Annotated in this window: 15 protein-coding genes and 1 tRNA gene; 7 read left to right on the top strand and 9 right to left on the bottom strand. The window is 73.3% G+C overall.

Annotated elements, in window-relative coordinates; all coding sequences use genetic code 11:
- Window positions 1–69 precede the first annotated feature (69 nt).
- The gene (locus ABZS66_RS17155) at window positions 70–474 is read right to left on the bottom strand and encodes a four-helix bundle copper-binding protein (RefSeq protein ID WP_354758563.1); all 405 of its coding nucleotides are present in this window, start codon (window positions 472–474) and stop codon (window positions 70–72) included.
- Window positions 475–566: 92 nt separating this feature from the next.
- On the opposite strand from ABZS66_RS17155, the gene ABZS66_RS17160 reads away from it, so the two are divergent.
- Complete coding sequence (locus tag ABZS66_RS17160) at window positions 567–1,094, top strand: DM13 domain-containing protein (RefSeq protein ID WP_354758565.1); 528 nt, start codon at window positions 567–569, stop codon at window positions 1,092–1,094.
- 41 nt (window positions 1,095–1,135) lie between these two features.
- Here the strand turns inward: ABZS66_RS17160 and ABZS66_RS17165 are convergent.
- Window positions 1,136–1,209: transfer RNA gene (locus ABZS66_RS17165), tRNA-Ile, on the bottom strand.
- Window positions 1,210–1,314: 105 nt separating this feature from the next.
- Here ABZS66_RS17165 and ABZS66_RS17170 point away from each other — a divergent pair.
- The 3 genes from ABZS66_RS17170 to ABZS66_RS17180 all read left to right on the top strand — a co-directional run bounded on the left by ABZS66_RS17170 (window position 1,315) and on the right by ABZS66_RS17180 (window position 4,774).
- A complete protein-coding gene (locus tag ABZS66_RS17170) occupies window positions 1,315–1,740 on the top strand; it encodes a hypothetical protein (RefSeq protein ID WP_354758567.1) in 426 nt (141 codons plus the stop codon).
- A 134-nt stretch (window positions 1,741–1,874) separates the two neighbouring features.
- Complete coding sequence (locus tag ABZS66_RS17175; RefSeq protein WP_354758569.1) at window positions 1,875–4,253, top strand: tetratricopeptide repeat protein; 2,379 nt, start codon at window positions 1,875–1,877, stop codon at window positions 4,251–4,253.
- A gap of 20 nt (window positions 4,254–4,273) precedes the next feature.
- Complete coding sequence (locus ABZS66_RS17180) at window positions 4,274–4,774, top strand: GNAT family N-acetyltransferase (RefSeq protein ID WP_354758571.1); 501 nt, start codon at window positions 4,274–4,276, stop codon at window positions 4,772–4,774.
- Window position 4,775: 1 nt separating this feature from the next.
- Here ABZS66_RS17180 and ABZS66_RS17185 read toward each other — a convergent pair whose 3' ends face one another.
- From ABZS66_RS17185 to ABZS66_RS17195, 3 genes are read right to left on the bottom strand one after another with little or no spacing between them, the layout of a single operon-like run.
- On the bottom strand, window positions 4,776–6,971 hold the full coding sequence (locus ABZS66_RS17185; protein ID WP_354758573.1) for an FtsX-like permease family protein: 2,196 nt from the start codon (window positions 6,969–6,971) through the stop codon (window positions 4,776–4,778).
- Entirely contained in the window at window positions 6,968–7,633 is a 666-nt protein-coding gene (locus ABZS66_RS17190; RefSeq protein ID WP_354758575.1) for an ABC transporter ATP-binding protein, read from the bottom strand. The genes ABZS66_RS17185 and ABZS66_RS17190 overlap by 4 nt, the downstream gene beginning before the upstream one ends.
- Window positions 7,630–8,154 carry a PadR family transcriptional regulator gene (locus ABZS66_RS17195; protein ID WP_354758577.1) on the bottom strand — a complete coding sequence of 175 codons (525 nt, stop codon included), beginning with the start codon at window positions 8,152–8,154 and terminating at the stop codon, window positions 7,630–7,632. Before ABZS66_RS17195 ends, ABZS66_RS17190 begins: the two co-directional genes overlap by 4 nt.
- Window positions 8,155–8,263: 109 nt before the next feature.
- Here ABZS66_RS17195 and ABZS66_RS17200 point away from each other — a divergent pair, with 109 nt between their 5' ends.
- Both ABZS66_RS17200 and ABZS66_RS17205 read left to right on the top strand, forming a co-directional pair.
- Window positions 8,264–11,308 carry a lamin tail domain-containing protein gene (locus ABZS66_RS17200; RefSeq protein WP_354758579.1) on the top strand — a complete coding sequence of 1,015 codons (3,045 nt, stop codon included), beginning with the start codon at window positions 8,264–8,266 and terminating at the stop codon, window positions 11,306–11,308.
- A 9-nt stretch (window positions 11,309–11,317) separates the two neighbouring features.
- Window positions 11,318–12,097, top strand: a complete 780-nt coding sequence (locus tag ABZS66_RS17205) for a protein phosphatase 2C domain-containing protein (protein WP_354758581.1) — start codon at window positions 11,318–11,320, stop codon at window positions 12,095–12,097.
- Here ABZS66_RS17205 and ABZS66_RS17210 read toward each other — a convergent pair.
- Both ABZS66_RS17210 and ABZS66_RS17215 read right to left on the bottom strand, forming a co-directional pair.
- Window positions 12,087–12,515, bottom strand: a complete 429-nt coding sequence (locus ABZS66_RS17210) for a hypothetical protein (RefSeq protein ID WP_354758584.1) — start codon at window positions 12,513–12,515, stop codon at window positions 12,087–12,089. The two genes, ABZS66_RS17205 and ABZS66_RS17210, sit on opposite strands and share 11 nt — an antisense overlap.
- On the bottom strand, window positions 12,512–13,123 hold the full coding sequence (locus ABZS66_RS17215; RefSeq protein WP_354758586.1) for a TetR/AcrR family transcriptional regulator: 612 nt from the start codon (window positions 13,121–13,123) through the stop codon (window positions 12,512–12,514). Before ABZS66_RS17215 ends, ABZS66_RS17210 begins: the two co-directional genes overlap by 4 nt.
- A 68-nt stretch (window positions 13,124–13,191) precedes the next feature.
- Here ABZS66_RS17215 and ABZS66_RS17220 point away from each other — a divergent pair, with 68 nt between their 5' ends.
- Window positions 13,192–13,740, top strand: coding sequence for a peroxiredoxin-like family protein (locus tag ABZS66_RS17220; RefSeq protein ID WP_354758588.1), 549 nt, complete (start codon window positions 13,192–13,194; stop codon window positions 13,738–13,740).
- A gap of 651 nt (window positions 13,741–14,391) precedes the next feature.
- Here ABZS66_RS17220 and ABZS66_RS17225 read toward each other — a convergent pair.
- Together ABZS66_RS17225 and ABZS66_RS17230 are read right to left on the bottom strand one after the other, a co-directional pair.
- Window positions 14,392–15,135 carry a CPBP family intramembrane glutamic endopeptidase gene (locus tag ABZS66_RS17225; RefSeq protein ID WP_354758590.1) on the bottom strand — a complete coding sequence of 248 codons (744 nt, stop codon included), beginning with the start codon at window positions 15,133–15,135 and terminating at the stop codon, window positions 14,392–14,394.
- 107 nt (window positions 15,136–15,242) lie between these two features.
- On the bottom strand, window positions 15,243–16,004 hold the full coding sequence (locus tag ABZS66_RS17230) for a class I SAM-dependent methyltransferase (protein ID WP_354758593.1): 762 nt from the start codon (window positions 16,002–16,004) through the stop codon (window positions 15,243–15,245).
- Window positions 16,005–16,006: the final 2 nt, after the last annotated feature.

Genomic DNA, 16,006 nt, shown 5'->3' on the forward strand with positions numbered 1-16,006 from the left:
CGTTCTCGCTCACATCGCCGGCGAGTTCGGACCGCGAGGTCACATAGCGAGCGAGTTCGGACCGCGACGTCACATCGCGAGCGAGATCAGGTCCCGGCAGGCCTGCTCGGCGCGCCGGCACATCTCGGCACAGATCCGGCAGTGCTGATGCATGGCGGCGTGCTTGGTGCACTCGGCGGCGCAGGCCCGGCAGACGGCGGCGCACGCCTCGAGCTGCGCCCGGATGACGGAGACGTCGGCGCCCGTGTGCCTGCTGAGCATCCGCGCGGTCACCGCACACACGTCGGCGCAGTCGAGATCGAGCCGGATGCATTTCGCCAGGCGCTCGATGGTCTCCTCGCCGAGGCACGCATCAGCGCACGCGGTGCACGTCTGGCTGCAGTTGGCGATGACGTCGATCGCGGTCGCGAGCGCGTTGCGGTCGACGTCGATCGGCTGTGGGTACGTTTCGAGCATCGGCATGGTCGTCGTCATGGCGGCTCGCCTACCCGGCTTCGCCGTCCGTAAGCGGCCGGTAAGGGTCCGGCATCTGGCCACCCGGCCGAGCGATCGGTTCACTCGAAGGCATGAGACGTCGTGCGCTGACCGGCGCCGCTGTGGTGCTCGCGGTGGCCCTGGCATTCGGGTTGTACTGGTTCGCGCCGTGGCGCCTGCTGACCAGCACGACGATCGACGATGCCCTGACATCGGTGCCGGCCACCGCCGAGGCCACGAGCGGGCCCACGAGCGCGGCCGCCGACGGGCCGCTCCTGCTCGCCGAAGGCGCGTTCGTCACCCACGAGCACCGGACCAGCGGTACCGCCCGGATCATCCGTCTCCCCGACGGCACCCACCGCCTGGAGATCGCCGGCCTCGACACCTCCGACGGCCCCGACCTGCGCGTCTGGCTGACCGACCAGCCGGTCACCGAGGGCCGCGACGGATGGACCGTGTTCGACGACGGCCAATGGCTCGAACTGGGCAGGCTCAAGGGCAACCGCGGCGACCAGACGTACACGATCCCGGCCTCGGCCGACCTCCGGCAGTACAAGAGCGTCACCATCTGGTGCAAACGCTTCTCGGTGTCGTTCGGCGCGGCCCCGCTGGCGACCTGAGCGACCACGAGGAGACGGCCGCCGCGATGAACCGAAAAGGGTGGGGCAGACGGGGCTTGAACCCGCGACCGGCGTCTTATAAGGACGCTGCTCTCACCAGCTGAGCTACTACCCCTCGGAAAAGGGGCTGCGTATGCAGGTGGGCGCCATGACGGAAGTCTAGCCGCTTGATCGTGGCCGCTACCGTGAAGGCGGACGGCGGCTGACGGGAGGCAACGGCGTGGATGCTGGGCTGGTGGCGTTGGCGACGAGTGCGGCCTCCGCGCTCGTCAGTGCGATGGCCGCCGACGGGTGGCAGGCCGTACGAGGCCGGGTGGCGCGGCTGCTGGGGCGCGGTGACGCGCGGGCCGAGCAGATCGCGCTCGAGACGCTCGACGAGGACGCGGCCGCGCTGACACCGGACACCCGGCGGGACGTCGCCGCGGCCTGGACCACGCGGCTGCGGGACCTGTTGCGGGCCGACCCGGACGCGGCCGAGGCGCTGCGGGAGCTGTTCGCCGACGCAACCGTCACCGCCACCGGGTCCGCCGTCGCGGCCGGCGGCGACATCCACATCCAGGCCTCGCACGGCGGCGTGGCCGCCGGCACGATCCAGGGTGCGGTGACCACCGGAAACCCTCCGGTGCCGGGCACGGAGCGGGCCTGACCGTCCCCGGTGGCAACGCCATAGGCACCGCGATCACCGCCGACCGCGGCGGCGTCGCCGTCGGCACCCTGCTCTACCAGCAGCGGGTCGGCGCCGGCGACCCGCTGCGCCTCGACCCGCGCCCGAGCGCGGTCGTGGGCCGAGACGAGGTACTGGCGGAGATCGAGCAGCGTCTCCCGCTGGTCGCGCTCAGCGGGCTGGGCGGGATCGGCAAGTCCACGACCGCGCTGGAGTACGCGTATCGCCACCTCACCGATTACGACCTCGTCTGGACGTTCCACGCCGAGGAGGCGACGTCGCTCCAGCAGCAGTACCACGAGCTCGCCGAGCTCCTGGACCCGGCGGGACTGCTGGACCGCTCCGACCCCGTCGCCCGGGTGCACGGCGCGCTGGCCCGGCGCGACAAGCCGTGGCTGCTCATCCTCGACAACGTGCGGGACCACGCCGCCGCCCGGCGGTGGCTGCCGCCGCCCAAGGGCAACGGCCACGTGCTGGTCACGACCCGGGACGGGCACTGGCCGGCCGCGCAGGCGATCCACCTCGACGGCCTGCCGCGCAGCGTCGCGGCGCAGTTCCTGCTGAACCAGGCCGGCGAGTACGACCTGGTGTCGGCCGGGGCGCTCGCCGACGAGCTCGGCGGGCTGCCGCTCGCGCTGGCCCAGGCCGGCGGGTACGTGGCGGCGACCGGGCGGAGCCTGGCCGAGTACCTGACGCTGCTGCGGGAGGACCGCGCCGGGCTGCTCGGCCGCGGGGCGCCGAGCGAGCACCGGACGCCGGTGATCGCGACCTGGACGCTCGCGTTCGAGGATCTGCGGGCGAGCAGCCCGGGATCGATCACGCTGCTGCGGCTGCTGTCGTGCCTGGCCCCGGAGGACATCCCGTACCGCCTGCTCCTCGAGGAGCGGCGGCCGCCCGAGCTGGCGGGCCGGTTCGCCCTGGACGACGCCGTGGCCGGACTGCGCCGGCACAGCCTGATCGGCCCGCCCAGCGCGACGGTCTCGGTGCACCGGCTCGTGCAGGCGCTCACGCTCGACCAGCTCGACCCGGACGAACGTGGGCGATGGAAGGCGACGGCCGCCGCGCTGGTCCGCGCCGCCGTCCCGGAGAACGTGACCGGGCCGGCCGCCCGGCGGGCCTGCGTGCAGCTGCTGCCGCACGCCCTGGCCGTGCTCGACCTCCTCGACCCCGCGATGTGGCGGCTCGCCGAGGCGATCGGCGAGGACGGCGACACCGCCACGGCCCGGGCGGTCTGGCAGGAGCTCGCGGACGCCCACACCGCCCGGCTGGGCGAGGAGCACCTGGACACGCTGGCGGCGCGCAACCAGCTCGCCCTCAAGACGGGCGACGCCGGCGACCCGCAGCTCGGCCGCGACCTGGCCGCGGCGCTGATCCCGGTGTGCGAGCGCGCCGCGGGCCCCGAGCACGAGCTGACCCTTGCCGTCCGGAGCAACCTCGCCCACCTGACGGGCGAGGCCGGCGACTCCGCGCTGGGCCGGGACATGTACGCCGCGCTGCTCCCGGTGTACGAGCGGATCTACGGCCCGGAGCATCCGCAGACCCTGACCACCCGCAACAGCGTCGCCGCCGCGACCAGCGAGGCCGGCGACGACGCGGCGGCCCGCGACATGTACCTGGCGCTGCTCCCCGCGTACGAGCGCGTCTTCGGCCCCGAGGACCCGCACCTGCTGCTGCTGCGCAACAACCTGGCCGCCTGCGTGGGTGCCGCCGGCGACGCCGCCCGGGCGCGGGACCTGTTCGCGGCGCTGCTCCCGGTGAGCGAACGGGTCCTCGGCCCCGAGCATCCGGACACGCTGACCGCGTGGGGCGGGCTCGCCCGCTGGACGGCGGAGACCGGGGACGTCGCCCGGGCGGGGGCCCTGTACGTCGCGCTGCTCCCGATCAAGACGCGGGTCCACGGCCCCGAGCATCCGGGCACGCTGGCGGTCCGGGCCAGCCTGGCCACCTGCGTCGGGAAGGCCGGGGATCCGGTGCGGGCGCGGGAGATGATCGCGGCGCTGCTGCCGGTGCGCGAACGGGTCCTGGGCGCCGGGCACCCCGACACCGTGAACATCCGCGAGAACCTTGCCTACTGGGTGAGCGAGACCGGTGACCAGGCAACGGCGCGGGACCTCTACGCCGAGGTGCTCGCGGTCCGCGAGCGGGTCCAGGGCACCGACCATCCGCAGACCGTGGGCACCCGCACCCACCTCGCGTACGCCGCGGCGGAGACCGGCGACACGCGGCGGGCGCGGGACGAGTACGCGGCGCTGGTCGGGTCGTTCGAGCGGACGCTGGGCCCGGAGCACCGCAGGACCGTGGACGCCCGCAACGCCCTCGCGCTGTGCACCGCCAAGGAGGGGGACGCGGCCCGGGCCCGTGACCTGTTCGCTCAGGTGGTCGCCCAGTACGAGCGCCTGCTGGGCCACCGGCACCCGGAGACGGTGACCGCCCGTGGGAACCTTGCCTACTGCACGCGGGTCGCCGCGCCGACGAAGCGGAGGTTCCCATGGTGAGCGTTGTGCACACTTCGTCGTTGACGCCTCAGCAGTACCGCCGGATCCGCGAACTGCTCGAAACAGCATTCGACGGCGAGTTCGGCGAGGACGACCTGGAGCATGCGCTCGGCGGGCTGCACGTGCTCGTCGAGGAGCACGGCCTGCTCGTCGGGCACGGGGCCGTCGTGCAGCGGCGGCTGCTCCACCAGGGCCGGGCGCTGCGCGCCGGCTACGTCGAGGCGGTCGCCGCGCATCCGCGCAGACACGGCTACGGTGCGCGGGTCATGCACGAGGTTGAGCGAATCGTCCGCGGCGCGTACATGATCGGCGCGTTGTCGGCGTCCGAGGGCGCCGGCGAGTTCTACCGGAGGCGCGGGTGGGTCCGCTGGGAGGGACCGACCGCGGTCCTGGCTCCCGGCGGGCTCACCCGCACCCCCGACGACGATGACAGCACCTACGTGCTGCCGGTCGAGGCCGGGACCGGTATCGACGTCACGCAGCTGATCGCGTGCGACTGGCGCGACGGCGACGTCTGGTAGGTCACTCGTTGCGTGCCGTCTCCGGGCCGGTGATGCGCCGCAGCAGCGGCAGCGTCGTGCCGATGATCGCCAGCGACACCAGCAGCCCGCCCGCGACCATCGCGTAGAACGACGGCGGCGGGGCCAGCAGCGTGTAGTCGAGCTGCGCGCGCAGGAACAGGTGCGCCGCCAGCAGGCCCATGCCGATCGCGACCGCGGCGACCAGGAAGAGCGGCACGACCGTCTCCAGCGCCACCACGCCGCGCAGGGTGTTCAGCTGTACCCCGGTGAGCCGCAACAGGCTGAACGGACGCTTCCGATCGCTCAGCCCGCCGGCCACGCTCACCGCCAGGCTGCAGCCCGCGATCGGCAGGCTGCACAGCATGATGACGTTCGCGAGCTGCTGGAACTGTACGAGCAGCCGCGCCGAGTCGGCCTCCCACTCCCCGACCGAGGCGGGGAACCACGGGGTGGCCGGGAATGCGCGAATGAGCATCGTCCGCGCTCGTTCGAACGCCGCCTGGTCGGTGGTGTTGACGACCACGGACTGGACCGGCAGCCGCTCCAACTCGGCGGCCGGCACGGGCGACGCCTCCCACACGACGTCGTCCCGGAGCGAGAAGGCCCGCGGCCCGATCAGGTCACGCCACACCGACGCGACCGTCGCGCCGGCCGGGCAGGCGCCGAACACCTGCAGGCGGTCCAGCTCGGCGCAGGTGACGAGGCCGGTCGGGCCGGGGACGTCCGGACCCTGGCGCACCAGCGTGACGCTGCTGACGCCCGGGATGCTCGCGAGACCGGCCGGGACGTCGGCCGCGGTCGGCTGCGGGCCGTCCTCCGCCCAGAACGTGACCGACAGCGACGTCGCCGCGATCGAGTCGGTGCGGGGCTGGCCGCGGTTCGCGACGTACGTGGTGATCGCCCCCGTCGCCGCCGCGGTGATGAACAGCGCCACGATCAGGCCGCTCACCGAGCGGAAGCCCGCCTTCGGGTTGTCGGCGAGCCGGCGCCCGGCGATGAGCGCGGCAGGACGGCGGGCCCGGCCGGCGAGCACCCGCGCGCCGAGCATGGTGAGCCACGGCCCGGCCAGCACCAGCCCGATCAGGATCAGCACGAACCCGCTGAGGTACGCGAGGATCTGCTCGTTCGACGTGTCCGGCCGGCGGCCGATGAACCAGGCCAGCTCGGCCACCCCGGCGACGAGCGGGACCAGGCGCCAGGCGCCCGGCGGCTTCGGGGTCACCCGGCGGGTCACGCCCAGCGGGGAGATCTGCACGCGGCGCAGCGCCAGCCAGGCCGCCACGACCGCGCCGGCGGGGATGCCGAGTGCGACCAGCAGCACGTCGCGCGGGGTCAGCGACAGGTCACCGAGGAAGAACCGCTCGCCGGTGAACGGGGCCAGGGCGAGCGCCGGGCGGACCGCGGCGAACAGCAGGAACCCGGCGGCCGTGCCGACGAGCGCGGCGATCGTCGACTCCACGGCCGAGATGTGCGCGATCTGCCGCGGGGTGGCGCCGATCAGGCGCATCGCGGCGAAGCGCTGCTCGCGGCGGGTGGCGGCGAGGCGGGTCGCGGTGCCGATGAACATGAGCACCGGGAACAGCAGCGCGGCGGCCACGACAGACAGGATGAGCGTCATGCCGTCCTGGTTGATGCCGACGATGCAGCGGGTGCAGTCGCTCGGGTCGGTGGTCATGATCTGGTTGACCTTCACCGCGCCGAGCTGCTCCAGCGTCGCCGCCGGCCGGCCGATGACGATGATGAGCGAGTCGGGCGACGGCAGCGCCTCGTCGCCGATGACGCCGGCCCGCCGGCCGGGGAAGCGGTCGCCCAGCTCGGCGGCGGGCGCCGTGTCCAGCAGCTTCGCCAGCGCGGGGGAGACGTAGTACTCGCCGTCGGACGGCAGGCGGGGGATTCCCGGCGGTACCGGCGAATCGGCGGCCGGCCCCGCGACCTCGATCCGGCCGATGGTCTCGCCGTGGTAGTAGTCCTGGCGCGCGAGCCACCAGAGCTCGGCGCCGGAGCCCTGGGTGGAGCTGGGCGCGGTCATGGTGTTCAGCCAGGCGTACCGGAGGTTCTGCGCGCCGACCGCGTTCATGCCCGCGAGTGTCGCCAGCAGCATGCCCACGCCGAGCGTGACCGCGGCGGCGATGATGACCAGCCGGGTCGCAGCCTCTCGTCCTCCCGCCAGCGACAACCGCAGCGCAAACCGGGTCATGAGTGCACCAGCGCGTTCACCTTGCCGTCGCGGACGATGACCTGGCGGTCGGCGTACGCGGCGACGCGCGCCTCGTGCGTCACGAGCACGACGGTGGTGCCCTGCTCGCGCGCCGAGGCGACGAGAAGGTCCATGACCTGCTCGCCGGTGAGCGAGTCGAGCGCCCCGGTCGGCTCGTCGGCGAACAGCACGCCGGGCCGGGCGACCAGGCCGCGGGCCAGCGCGACCCGCTGGGCCTGCCCGCCGGACAGCTCGCCGGAGCGGCGCCGCTCCAGGCCGGCCAGGCCGAGCCGCTCGAACCAGGGCCGGGCCTCGCGCAGCGCGGCCGGGCGCTTCGCGCCGCCGAGCAGCAGCGGCAGCGCGACGTTCTCCTCCGCGGTGAGCTCCGGGACGAGCTGGCCGAACTGGAACACGAACCCGAACCGGTCGCGGCGCAGCACGCTGCGCTCGGTCTCGCCGAGCGTGTCGACCCGGCGGCCGTCGAAGTGGATCTCGCCGGCGTCGGGCACCAGGATGCCGGCCAGGCAGTGCAGCAGCGTCGATTTGCCGGAGCCGCTCGGGCCCATGACGGCGACGATCTCACCCGGCTCGACCAGGAGCGATGCGCCGCGCAACGCGGGCGTCTCGCCGAAGGACAGGGCGACCTCGCGGGCCTCGATCATCGCTGGACCACCTTCCGGAGCGCGTCGAGCCGGGCGATCGTGGTGTCGATCCAGTGCAGGTCGGCCTCCAGGTGGAACAGGCCGTGGTCGGCGAGCAGCGCGTCGACGAGGTTGCCGCCGCGCTTGACCGTCGTGAGCTCCTGCATGCGCTTGAGGTGGGTGGCGCGCTGGCTGTCGAGGTACTCCTCGGCCGGCCGGCCCAGCATCAGCGCCAGCACGACCTTCGTGAACAGCACCGACTGCAGGTTGGGCTCGGCCTCGACCGGCTCGGTCAGCCAGGCGTCGACCTCGGTCGCCCCGAGCTCGGTGATGACATACCGCTTGCGATCCGGCCCGACCCCCGGCTCGACCTCGCCGATGACGACCTTCCCGTCCCGGGCGAGGCGCCCCAACGTCGCGTAGACCTGCCCGAACGGCAGCGGCTTGCCGCGGCTGAAGAACGTGTCGTAGTCGCGCTTCAGGTCGTACCCGTGGCTGGGCTCGCGCTCGATCAGGCCGAGCAGCGTGAGAGGAACGCTCATGTTTCGACCATACCCCGAGCGTATAACTCGCGTATATATCTCCGGCGTACATCCATGGTGTTCGTGATCTGTTCACGCCGAGGTCGCCGATGTATCCGACGCTCCTGAGGTGCGCACACCACGGTTACTCGTCGCGGCACTGGCCGCGCTCACCTTGCCGCTACTCGGCACCGCCGCTCCCGCCGCGGCGGAGGACGCCTCGGGCGTCGTGATCAACGAGGTCGAGTCCAACGGCGGCTCCCCGGGCGACTGGGTCGAGCTGCTCAACACCGGCCCCGCCGACGTCGACCTCTCCGGCTGGGTGCTGAAGGACAACGACGACACCCACGTCTTCACGATCGCCTCCGGAACGACGATCACGCCCGGCGGCTACCTCGCCCTGGACGTCGAGGTGTCGTACGGCCTGGGCGGCGCGGACTCGGCTCGCCTCTTCCGGCCCGACGGCACCACGCTGGTCGACGCGTACTCCTGGACGGCACACGCGACGACGACGTACGGCCGCTGCGGCACCGGGTTCACCACGACGACGTCGTCGACCAAGGGCGCGGCGAACGACTGCTCGGTCCCGGTGCGCATCAACGAGGTCGAGTCCAGCGGCGGCGCCCCCGGCGACTGGGTCGAGCTGGTGAACACCGGCGGCGCGCCGGTCGACGTCTCCGGCTGGGTGCTCAAGGACAACGACGACACCCACGTCTTCACGATCCCGGCCGGGACCACGATCGCCGGCGGCGGCTACCTCGCCCTGGACGTCGAGGTGTCGTACGGGCTGGGCGGCGCGGACTCGGCCCGCCTCTTCCTCGCCGACGGCGTGACGCTGGTCGACTCCTACTCGTGGACCACGCACGCGACCACCACCTACGGCCGCTGCGGCGCCGGGTTCACGACCACGACCTCGCCGACCAAGGGTGCGGTCAACGACTGCTCGGTGCCGGTGCGCATCAACGAGGTCGAGTCCAACGGCGGCACGCCGGGCGACTGGATCGAGCTGGCGAACACCGGCGCCACCCCGGCCGACGTGTCCGGCTGGGTGCTCAAGGACAACGACGACACCCACGTCTTCGCCATCCCGGCCGGCACCGTGCTCGCCGCCGGCGGGTTCGCGGCGTTCGACGTGGAGGTGTCGTACGGCCTGGGCGGCGCGGACTCGGCCCGCCTCTTCCTCGCCGACGGCGTGACGCTGGTCGACTCCTACTCGTGGACCGCCCACGCGACCACCACCTACGGCCGCTGCGGCACCGGGTTCACCACGACCACCGCCCCCACCAAGGGCGCGGCCAACGCCTGCCCCGGGCAGACGCCCGCGTCGCCCTGGCCGGGCGGCAGCGAGATCACGACCGTCGACGACGCGAACGTCTTCGGCGGCAACATGAGCGGCCTGACGTACCAGGGAAGCACCCTCTGGGCCGTCAAGAACGGCCCCGGCACGCTGTACCGGCTCGCCTTCGACGGCACCAGGTGGACCCCGACGCTCACCGCCGCGCTGCACTACGGCGACGGCACCGGTGACCTCGACGCCGAGGGCGTGACGGTCACGGACAACGGCGTGTTCGTCTCGACCGAGCGCAACAACGCCAACAGCGGCGTCAGCCGGCCGGCGATCGAGCGCTTCGCCGTCGTGGACGGCGCTTCGTCGCTGAACGCGACCGCCGAGTGGAACCTCACCGCCGACCTGCCGGTCGTGGGCGCCAACCTCGGGCTGGAGGGCATCACGTTCGTGCCCGACGCCGTGCTGACCGCCGGCGGCTTCGTCGACGAGCACACGGGCGCGAAGTACGACCCGGCCACCTACCCCAACCACGGCGGCGGCATCTTCTTCGTCGGCGTCGAGGCCAACGGCACCGTCTACGGCTACGCGCTCGACCAGGCCGGCGGCGCCTTCACCCGGGTCGCCACGATCGTCAGCGGCTTCGCGGGCGTGATGGACCTGCAGTTCGAGCCGGAGACCGCGCACCTGTGGGTGGTCTGCGACGACACCTGCCAGGGCCGCACGGCGACCTTCGATCTCGACGCCTTCGGCCGATACTCGCTCACGAACCTCTACGAGCGGCCGGCCGGCATGCCCAACTACAACAACGAGGGCTTCGCGATCGCGCCGCAGTCGGCGTGCGTCGCCGGCCGCAAGCCGGTCGTGTACGCCGACGACTCCAACGACGAGGGCCACGCGCTGCGCGCCGGCACCCTGCCGTGCACGGTGCCGGACTCGGACGGCGACGGCATCGACGACCTGGTCGACACCGGCGACGACACGTTCACCGGCGGCAAGATCGTCAACCGCAACGGCCGCGCGATCCACGTCGACGCGAACCTGACCGTCACGGTCGGCCCGGGCGCCGAACCGGCGCTGTTCCAGCTCACCGGCAGCACGGCGACGATCGCCCTGGTCGAGGGCGCGTACTCGGTCAAGGCGCCGCTCGCCACGCTCGCCGGCGGACCGGCCGTCGTCACCGTCCCGGTCAAGTCGACGCCGATCCTGATCACGGTCGCCGCGGGCGGCTCGGTCACCTACACCAACGCGCTCACCGGCATCCAGTCGGCCGGCCCGGTGGCGATCCGCGCCGCGAGCCAGCCCGCCGACGCGTGTGCCGGCATCGCGATCCAGAACGTCGTGATCGGCGGGACCGGCAACGAGCAGCTCTCCGGTACCGCCGGCAACGACCTGATCCTCGGCCGGGGCGGCAACGACGTGGTCGCCGGCAAGGGCGGCACCGACTGCATCACCACCGGCCCGGGCAACGACACGATCACCACCGCGGACGGCGCCGACTGGATCGACGCGGGCGGCGGCAACAACGTCATCACCGCGGGCGCCGGCGACAACGTCATCACCGCGGCGTCGGGCAACGACACGATCACCACCGGCGCCGGCAACGACCGGATCGCGGCCGGTGGCGGCAACAACGTCATCAACGCCGGCGACGGCGCGAACGTCGTCACCACCGCGTCCGGCAACGACACCGTCGTGACCGGCGCGGGCGACGACATCATCGACGCGGGCAACGGCAACAACACGATCAACGCCGGCGCCGGCAACGACCGGATCGGCACCGGCAGCGGCAACGACACCGTCGACTGCGGCGCCGGTACCGACGGCGCCTACGTCGGCAAGGGCAACAACACCAACGCGGGCAACCGTTGCGAGACCTACGGGGTGTAGGTTTCGCGCATGGCATGCGTCCGGTGCGGCGGGACCGTCGCACCGGACGGCTATTGCTGGGACTGCGGCCAGGCCCAGCCGCTGCACCGGGCCCGCCTGGAGACCTCGCTCGACGGCGCCGCGGCGGTCACCGACCGCGGCCTGCGCCGCGGGGTCAATGCCGACGCGATGGCCCTCACCACGGCCGGCCCCTGGACCGTCGGTGTGGTCACCGACGGCATCTCGATGACGCCGCGCCCCGAGCGCGCCGCCCAGGTCGCCGCCGAGTGCGGCGCCGAGCGGCTGGCGGCCCGGCTGACCGCCGGGGCACTGCCCGAAGAGGCACTGGAGGACGCGGCGGTACGGGCGGGCGCCGCGGTCGCTGCCCTGGACGGGCCCGGCTGCACCTATGTGGCGGGCATCGCCGGACCGGCGGGCATCTGGGCCACCGGTGTCGGCGACAGCCGCGCATACTGGCTGCCGTCCACCGGCCCCGGCATGGCGCTCACCGACGACGACACGGGCACGCTGGACACGATCTCCGCGTGGCTCGGCGCCGGCGCCCCGCCACCCCGGCCCCAGGTCCACAGCCACCGCCCGCACGTGCCCGGCACGCTGCTGCTCTGCACCGACGGCCTCTGGCGGTACCTGCCGAGCGCCGACGACCTGCGGGTCCGGCTGCGCGGCCCGACCCCGCTGGACGACGCGCGCACCCTCGTCGGCCACGCGCTCGCGGCCGGCGGCCGGGACAACGTCACCGCGCTGGTGATTGCCGTAGTCCCCGGCGGTGAGGCGCTGGTCAGGCTGTGAGCACGCGGCGGAGGGCGGTCACCGTCGCCTCGGTGCCGAACCGGGCGGCGGCCCGCTCCTCGGCGGCCCGTAGTGCGCGGGCGAGCTCGGGTGCGGGCGCCCGCCGTACCACTGCGATCAACCACGCCTCGAGCAGCGTGACGTCGTCGGGCAGCACGAGGTCCTCGTCGGTCGGCGCCGGCTGCGGCCGGTCGTCCGCGGTGGGCAGCGGCACCCCGGCCGACCCGTACCGGCCCGGCGGCAGGCCCACCCGGTAGGGGTGCACGCAGGTCGGGGCGCCGCTCGCGCGGTCGACCCGGTAGCCGAGGTCCGGGTCGTACCGGCTCTCGACGCGAGGCCGGTCGCTCACGTCGAACGCCCCGACCCCCAGCCGCTGCGCCGGACAGGCGACGCAGGTGGCGTCCCGCACGTCGGTCATGATCCGATCCCCGCGAGCAGCAGCGCCAGGCCGCCGCGGAACTCCTCGTCCGGCGGCACGGTTCTCGCCTCCAGCGCCGTGGCGCGCATGTTGGGGAACTCGGCGGGGTCCAGCCCCGCGATCGCGACCGTGCCGGGCCCGGCGAGGGGGCCGAGGTGTTCGAGCTGGATCGCGCCGATCACGTACGCCAGCAGCCCGCGCAGCGCCACCACCCGCTGCCGGGGCCCGGTGCCGGCCTCGGTCAGCAGCCCGGCGACGGACTCCGACCAGCGCAGGATCGCCGGTGAGCGGTGCCGGTGGGTCATCGTCAGCGGTACCACGGCCGGGTGCGCCCCGACGGCCACCCGCACCCGCTCGACCAGCACGGCGATCCGCTCCTGCCAGCTGCCACCGGCCGGGGGCACCGGGTCGACGGCGCCGAGCACCAGCTCGACGACGAGCCCTTCGAGCTCCTCGCGATCGGCGACGTACCGGTACAGCCCCATCGTGCTGACCCCGAGCTCCTGGGCCACGGCCCGCATGGTGAGCCCGCCGGTCCCGTCCCGGTCGAGGACGGCGAGCGCCGCGGCGGCGATCCCCTGGGGCGTCAGCGAACGAGGTCTCGGCATGGCCTTGACAGCGTACAAGATACGCTTACGGTTGTAGGAGTATCTTGTACGCTTACGATCTCGGGGGGTTGGCTTTGCTGTCCGTATCGTCCCGCCTGCTGCACGACGTGTCCGGCGCTGAGGTCGCGGTCCCCGACCCGGCCGCGCTGGTGCACCTCCAGTTCCGCCGCTTCGCCGGCTGCCCGGTCTGCAACCTCCACCTGCGCTCGATCGTGCGCCGCCACGCCGAGATCGAGGCGGCGGGCGTCCGCGAGGTGGTGGTCTTCCACTCGACGGCGGCCGCCCTGCGCGAGCACGTGGAGGGCCTGCCGTTTCCGGTGATCCCGGATCCCACGAAGCGTCTGTACCGGGAGTTCGGCGTCGAGTCCTCCCGCCGCGCACTGCTGAACCCGAGGGTCTGGCCCCACATCGCCCGGGCGGTGTCCCGCAGCACGTGGGCCCTGCTGCGAGGCCGCGAACGCCCACCGACGCTGATGCCCGAAGGTGGCCGCTGGGGCCTGCCGGCCGACTTCCTGATAGCTGCGGACGGCACGATCCAAGCGTCAAAGTACGGCGACCACGCCTACGACCAGTGGTCCGTGGACGACCTGCTGTCCCTGGCCCGCCGAGCATCATGATCGATGGCGCTCTTTGGCTGCCATAGCAACCAGCACGCGCCATCGATCAAGGTCCAACCCACCCGCCTGCCGCTCCGAAGACGCCCACCCTCGCGCGCTCCGGATTGCGGGGAACTCGCCCAACGCCTGCCGCAATCCGGCCACGACCCGCCGCCGCCATGATCATGGGAAACATCTGGCTGCCATGACAGCCACATTCTTCCCTTGATCATGGGCGGGTGGCGCGGTGATCGCCGTTTGGGTGCGGAGGGCGCCCACACCGCGCCCACCAACATCGCCCAGCAGCACGTGGCCCGACCAGCGAGATTGGCACGCGACCCGGGGCCGGCACGCGACCCCGGCTCGGCGGCGAGGGGTCAGGCGCGGCGCATGCGGGCCGGCACGCGGGCTCGGGTCGGCGGCGAGGGGTCAGGCGCGGCGCATGCGGACCGGCACGCGGGCTCGGGTCGGCGGTGAGGGGGCAAGCGCGGTGTGCGCGGGCAGGGACGCGAACCCAGGTGGGCGAGGGGCAGGCGCGGTGCGTGCGGGGCGGCCAGGCCGGCGGCAACCGAGAGCAAGCGTGCCGAAAGCGGACGCGAGCGACTCCGGTAGGCGGGGTTGGGAGCGTCCGGGTTGGGCCCGCCCCCCGGTCGGGCCCAACCCTGTGTGCCGTCAGGAGAGGACCGCTGCCAGGGCGAGCAGGATGGCCAGCGAGTTGGAGGTGCAGTGGACCGCGATGCTCAGGCGGATGCTGTTCAAACGCACCATCACCGCCGTCAGCAGGAGCTGGGCCAGGAAGATGAACAGGAACTTCTCCGGCTGCCAGTAGTGCTGCGCCGCGAACAGCGCCGCCGAGGTCGCCACGGCCAGGGCGCCGCGGACCGGGAGGCGGGGCAGCAGATAGGCGCGGAAGTACAGCTCCTCGACCGCCGGGTTGACCAGGCCGTCGACCAGCAGCGTGAACAGCAGCGTCGCGACCATGATGGCGGTCGGGAACGCCGTTGAGTCCTCGGGGAGTAACCAACCCGACGGGTACACCGAGCGGATCGCGCGCTCCAGCGGCTCCAGCAGGATCACCAGGCCGACCGCGACGGCGATCAGGCTCGGGATGGTGATCGCGTAGAGGCGGAGTGGGAGCCTGCGCTGGAAGGGCAGCGACCGGAGCAGGTCGCGCACCGAGCGGGCGCCCGTCGCGTGGAACAGGACGGCCAGCTCGATCGGGGTCAGCACGAACGCGAACGCCAGCGTCAGGGCGAACTGCGGTGGCAGGTCGAGCGAGCGCATGACGGGGCCGAGCGCCATCGCCGCGGCGAACGTCGCCCCGGACGGCAGCAGGTGCAGCGCGAGCGTTGCGGGCCAGCCGAACCGGCGGGTCGGCGGCGCTGGGACGCGAGTGCGGATCAGCGTCTCGGTCATGGACAAGACGCTATGAAATCCGCGTCCCGCGCCCCAGCCCGCTGAGTAGAGTCTTTGCGGTAGGGCCAGCCCTACCCCTCATGGTGGAGCTGGCTCTAGCAAGTGCGTCAGCGAACGCCCGCCACGGCGGCGTCGGCGCCACCGCGCCACACGATGCCGGTCTCCGTGAAACCCGCCGCGACCAGGGCGTCCAGGTGCCACGCGGCCGGCGGCAGGAACTCGCTGCTGGAGTGCGGCGTCGCGTAGATCCGGTTCCGCTCCTCGACCAGCGGCGCCAGCACCGGGTCGGTCGCCGCCCGGTCCCACCAGGCCCGCCACGGCAGGACCGCGCCCGCCGCGTACCGCGCCTCCCGCCGCGCGTCGGCCCGCTCGACCATCCGCCGGCTCAGCGCCGGCAGCGACGCGTCCGGCATGTGGTCGGCGTTCACGAACACGCCGCCGGGGCGCAGCACCCCGGGCAGCTCGGCGTAGAGCGCCGTGAGACGCGCCGGGTCCAGCCAGTGCAGGGCCGTCGCGGTGAGCACGGCGTCGTACGAGCGGTGCGGCAGCTGCGCGGCCCAGCCGGGCGAGCGCAGGTCGGCGGTCACGACGGTGACCCGCGAGCCGAGCGACGCCGCGGCGATCGCCAGCAGCGCCGGGTCGAGATCGAGGAGCGTCACCTCGGCGTGTTCGAAGCGGGTCAATGCCCGCAGGCTGATCGAGCCGGTCCCGCCGGCCAGGTCGAGCAGCCGCAGCGGCGCGTCGCCCGCCACCGCGTCCACGACGTCGAGCATCGCCGTGAAGCGGTGCTCGCGGTCCGGCAGGTACGCCTCCTGCTGGCGGTCCCAGCTCTCCTGCCACGCGCGAGCATCGAGCTTGTAAGGAGTCATGG

It is taken from the genome of Dactylosporangium sp. NPDC005572 (assembly GCF_040605515.1).
Lineage (GTDB): Bacteria > Actinomycetota > Actinomycetes > Mycobacteriales > Micromonosporaceae > Dactylosporangium.

Excerpts from the sequence above, each read along its gene's own strand:
- ABZS66_RS17225 (WP_354758590.1), bottom strand. The coding sequence starts at position 15,135 with ATGACCGAGACGCTGATCCGCACTCGCGTCCCAGCGCCGCCGACCCGC.
- ABZS66_RS17230 (WP_354758593.1), bottom strand. The coding sequence starts at position 16,004 with ATGACTCCTTACAAGCTCGATGCTCGCGCGTGGCAGGAGAGCTGGGAC.
- ABZS66_RS17160 (WP_354758565.1), top strand. The coding sequence starts at position 567 with ATGAGACGTCGTGCGCTGACCGGCGCCGCTGTGGTGCTCGCGGTGGCC.
- ABZS66_RS17155 (WP_354758563.1), bottom strand. The coding sequence starts at position 474 with ATGACGACGACCATGCCGATGCTCGAAACGTACCCACAGCCGATCGAC.
- ABZS66_RS17205 (WP_354758581.1), top strand. The coding sequence starts at position 11,318 with ATGGCATGCGTCCGGTGCGGCGGGACCGTCGCACCGGACGGCTATTGC.
- ABZS66_RS17210 (WP_354758584.1), bottom strand. The coding sequence starts at position 12,515 with ATGACCGACGTGCGGGACGCCACCTGCGTCGCCTGTCCGGCGCAGCGG.
- ABZS66_RS17215 (WP_354758586.1), bottom strand. The coding sequence starts at position 13,123 with ATGCCGAGACCTCGTTCGCTGACGCCCCAGGGGATCGCCGCCGCGGCG.
- ABZS66_RS17185 (WP_354758573.1), bottom strand. The coding sequence starts at position 6,971 with ATGACCCGGTTTGCGCTGCGGTTGTCGCTGGCGGGAGGACGAGAGGCT.
- ABZS66_RS17190 (WP_354758575.1), bottom strand. The coding sequence starts at position 7,633 with ATGATCGAGGCCCGCGAGGTCGCCCTGTCCTTCGGCGAGACGCCCGCG.
- ABZS66_RS17195 (WP_354758577.1), bottom strand. The coding sequence starts at position 8,154 with ATGAGCGTTCCTCTCACGCTGCTCGGCCTGATCGAGCGCGAGCCCAGC.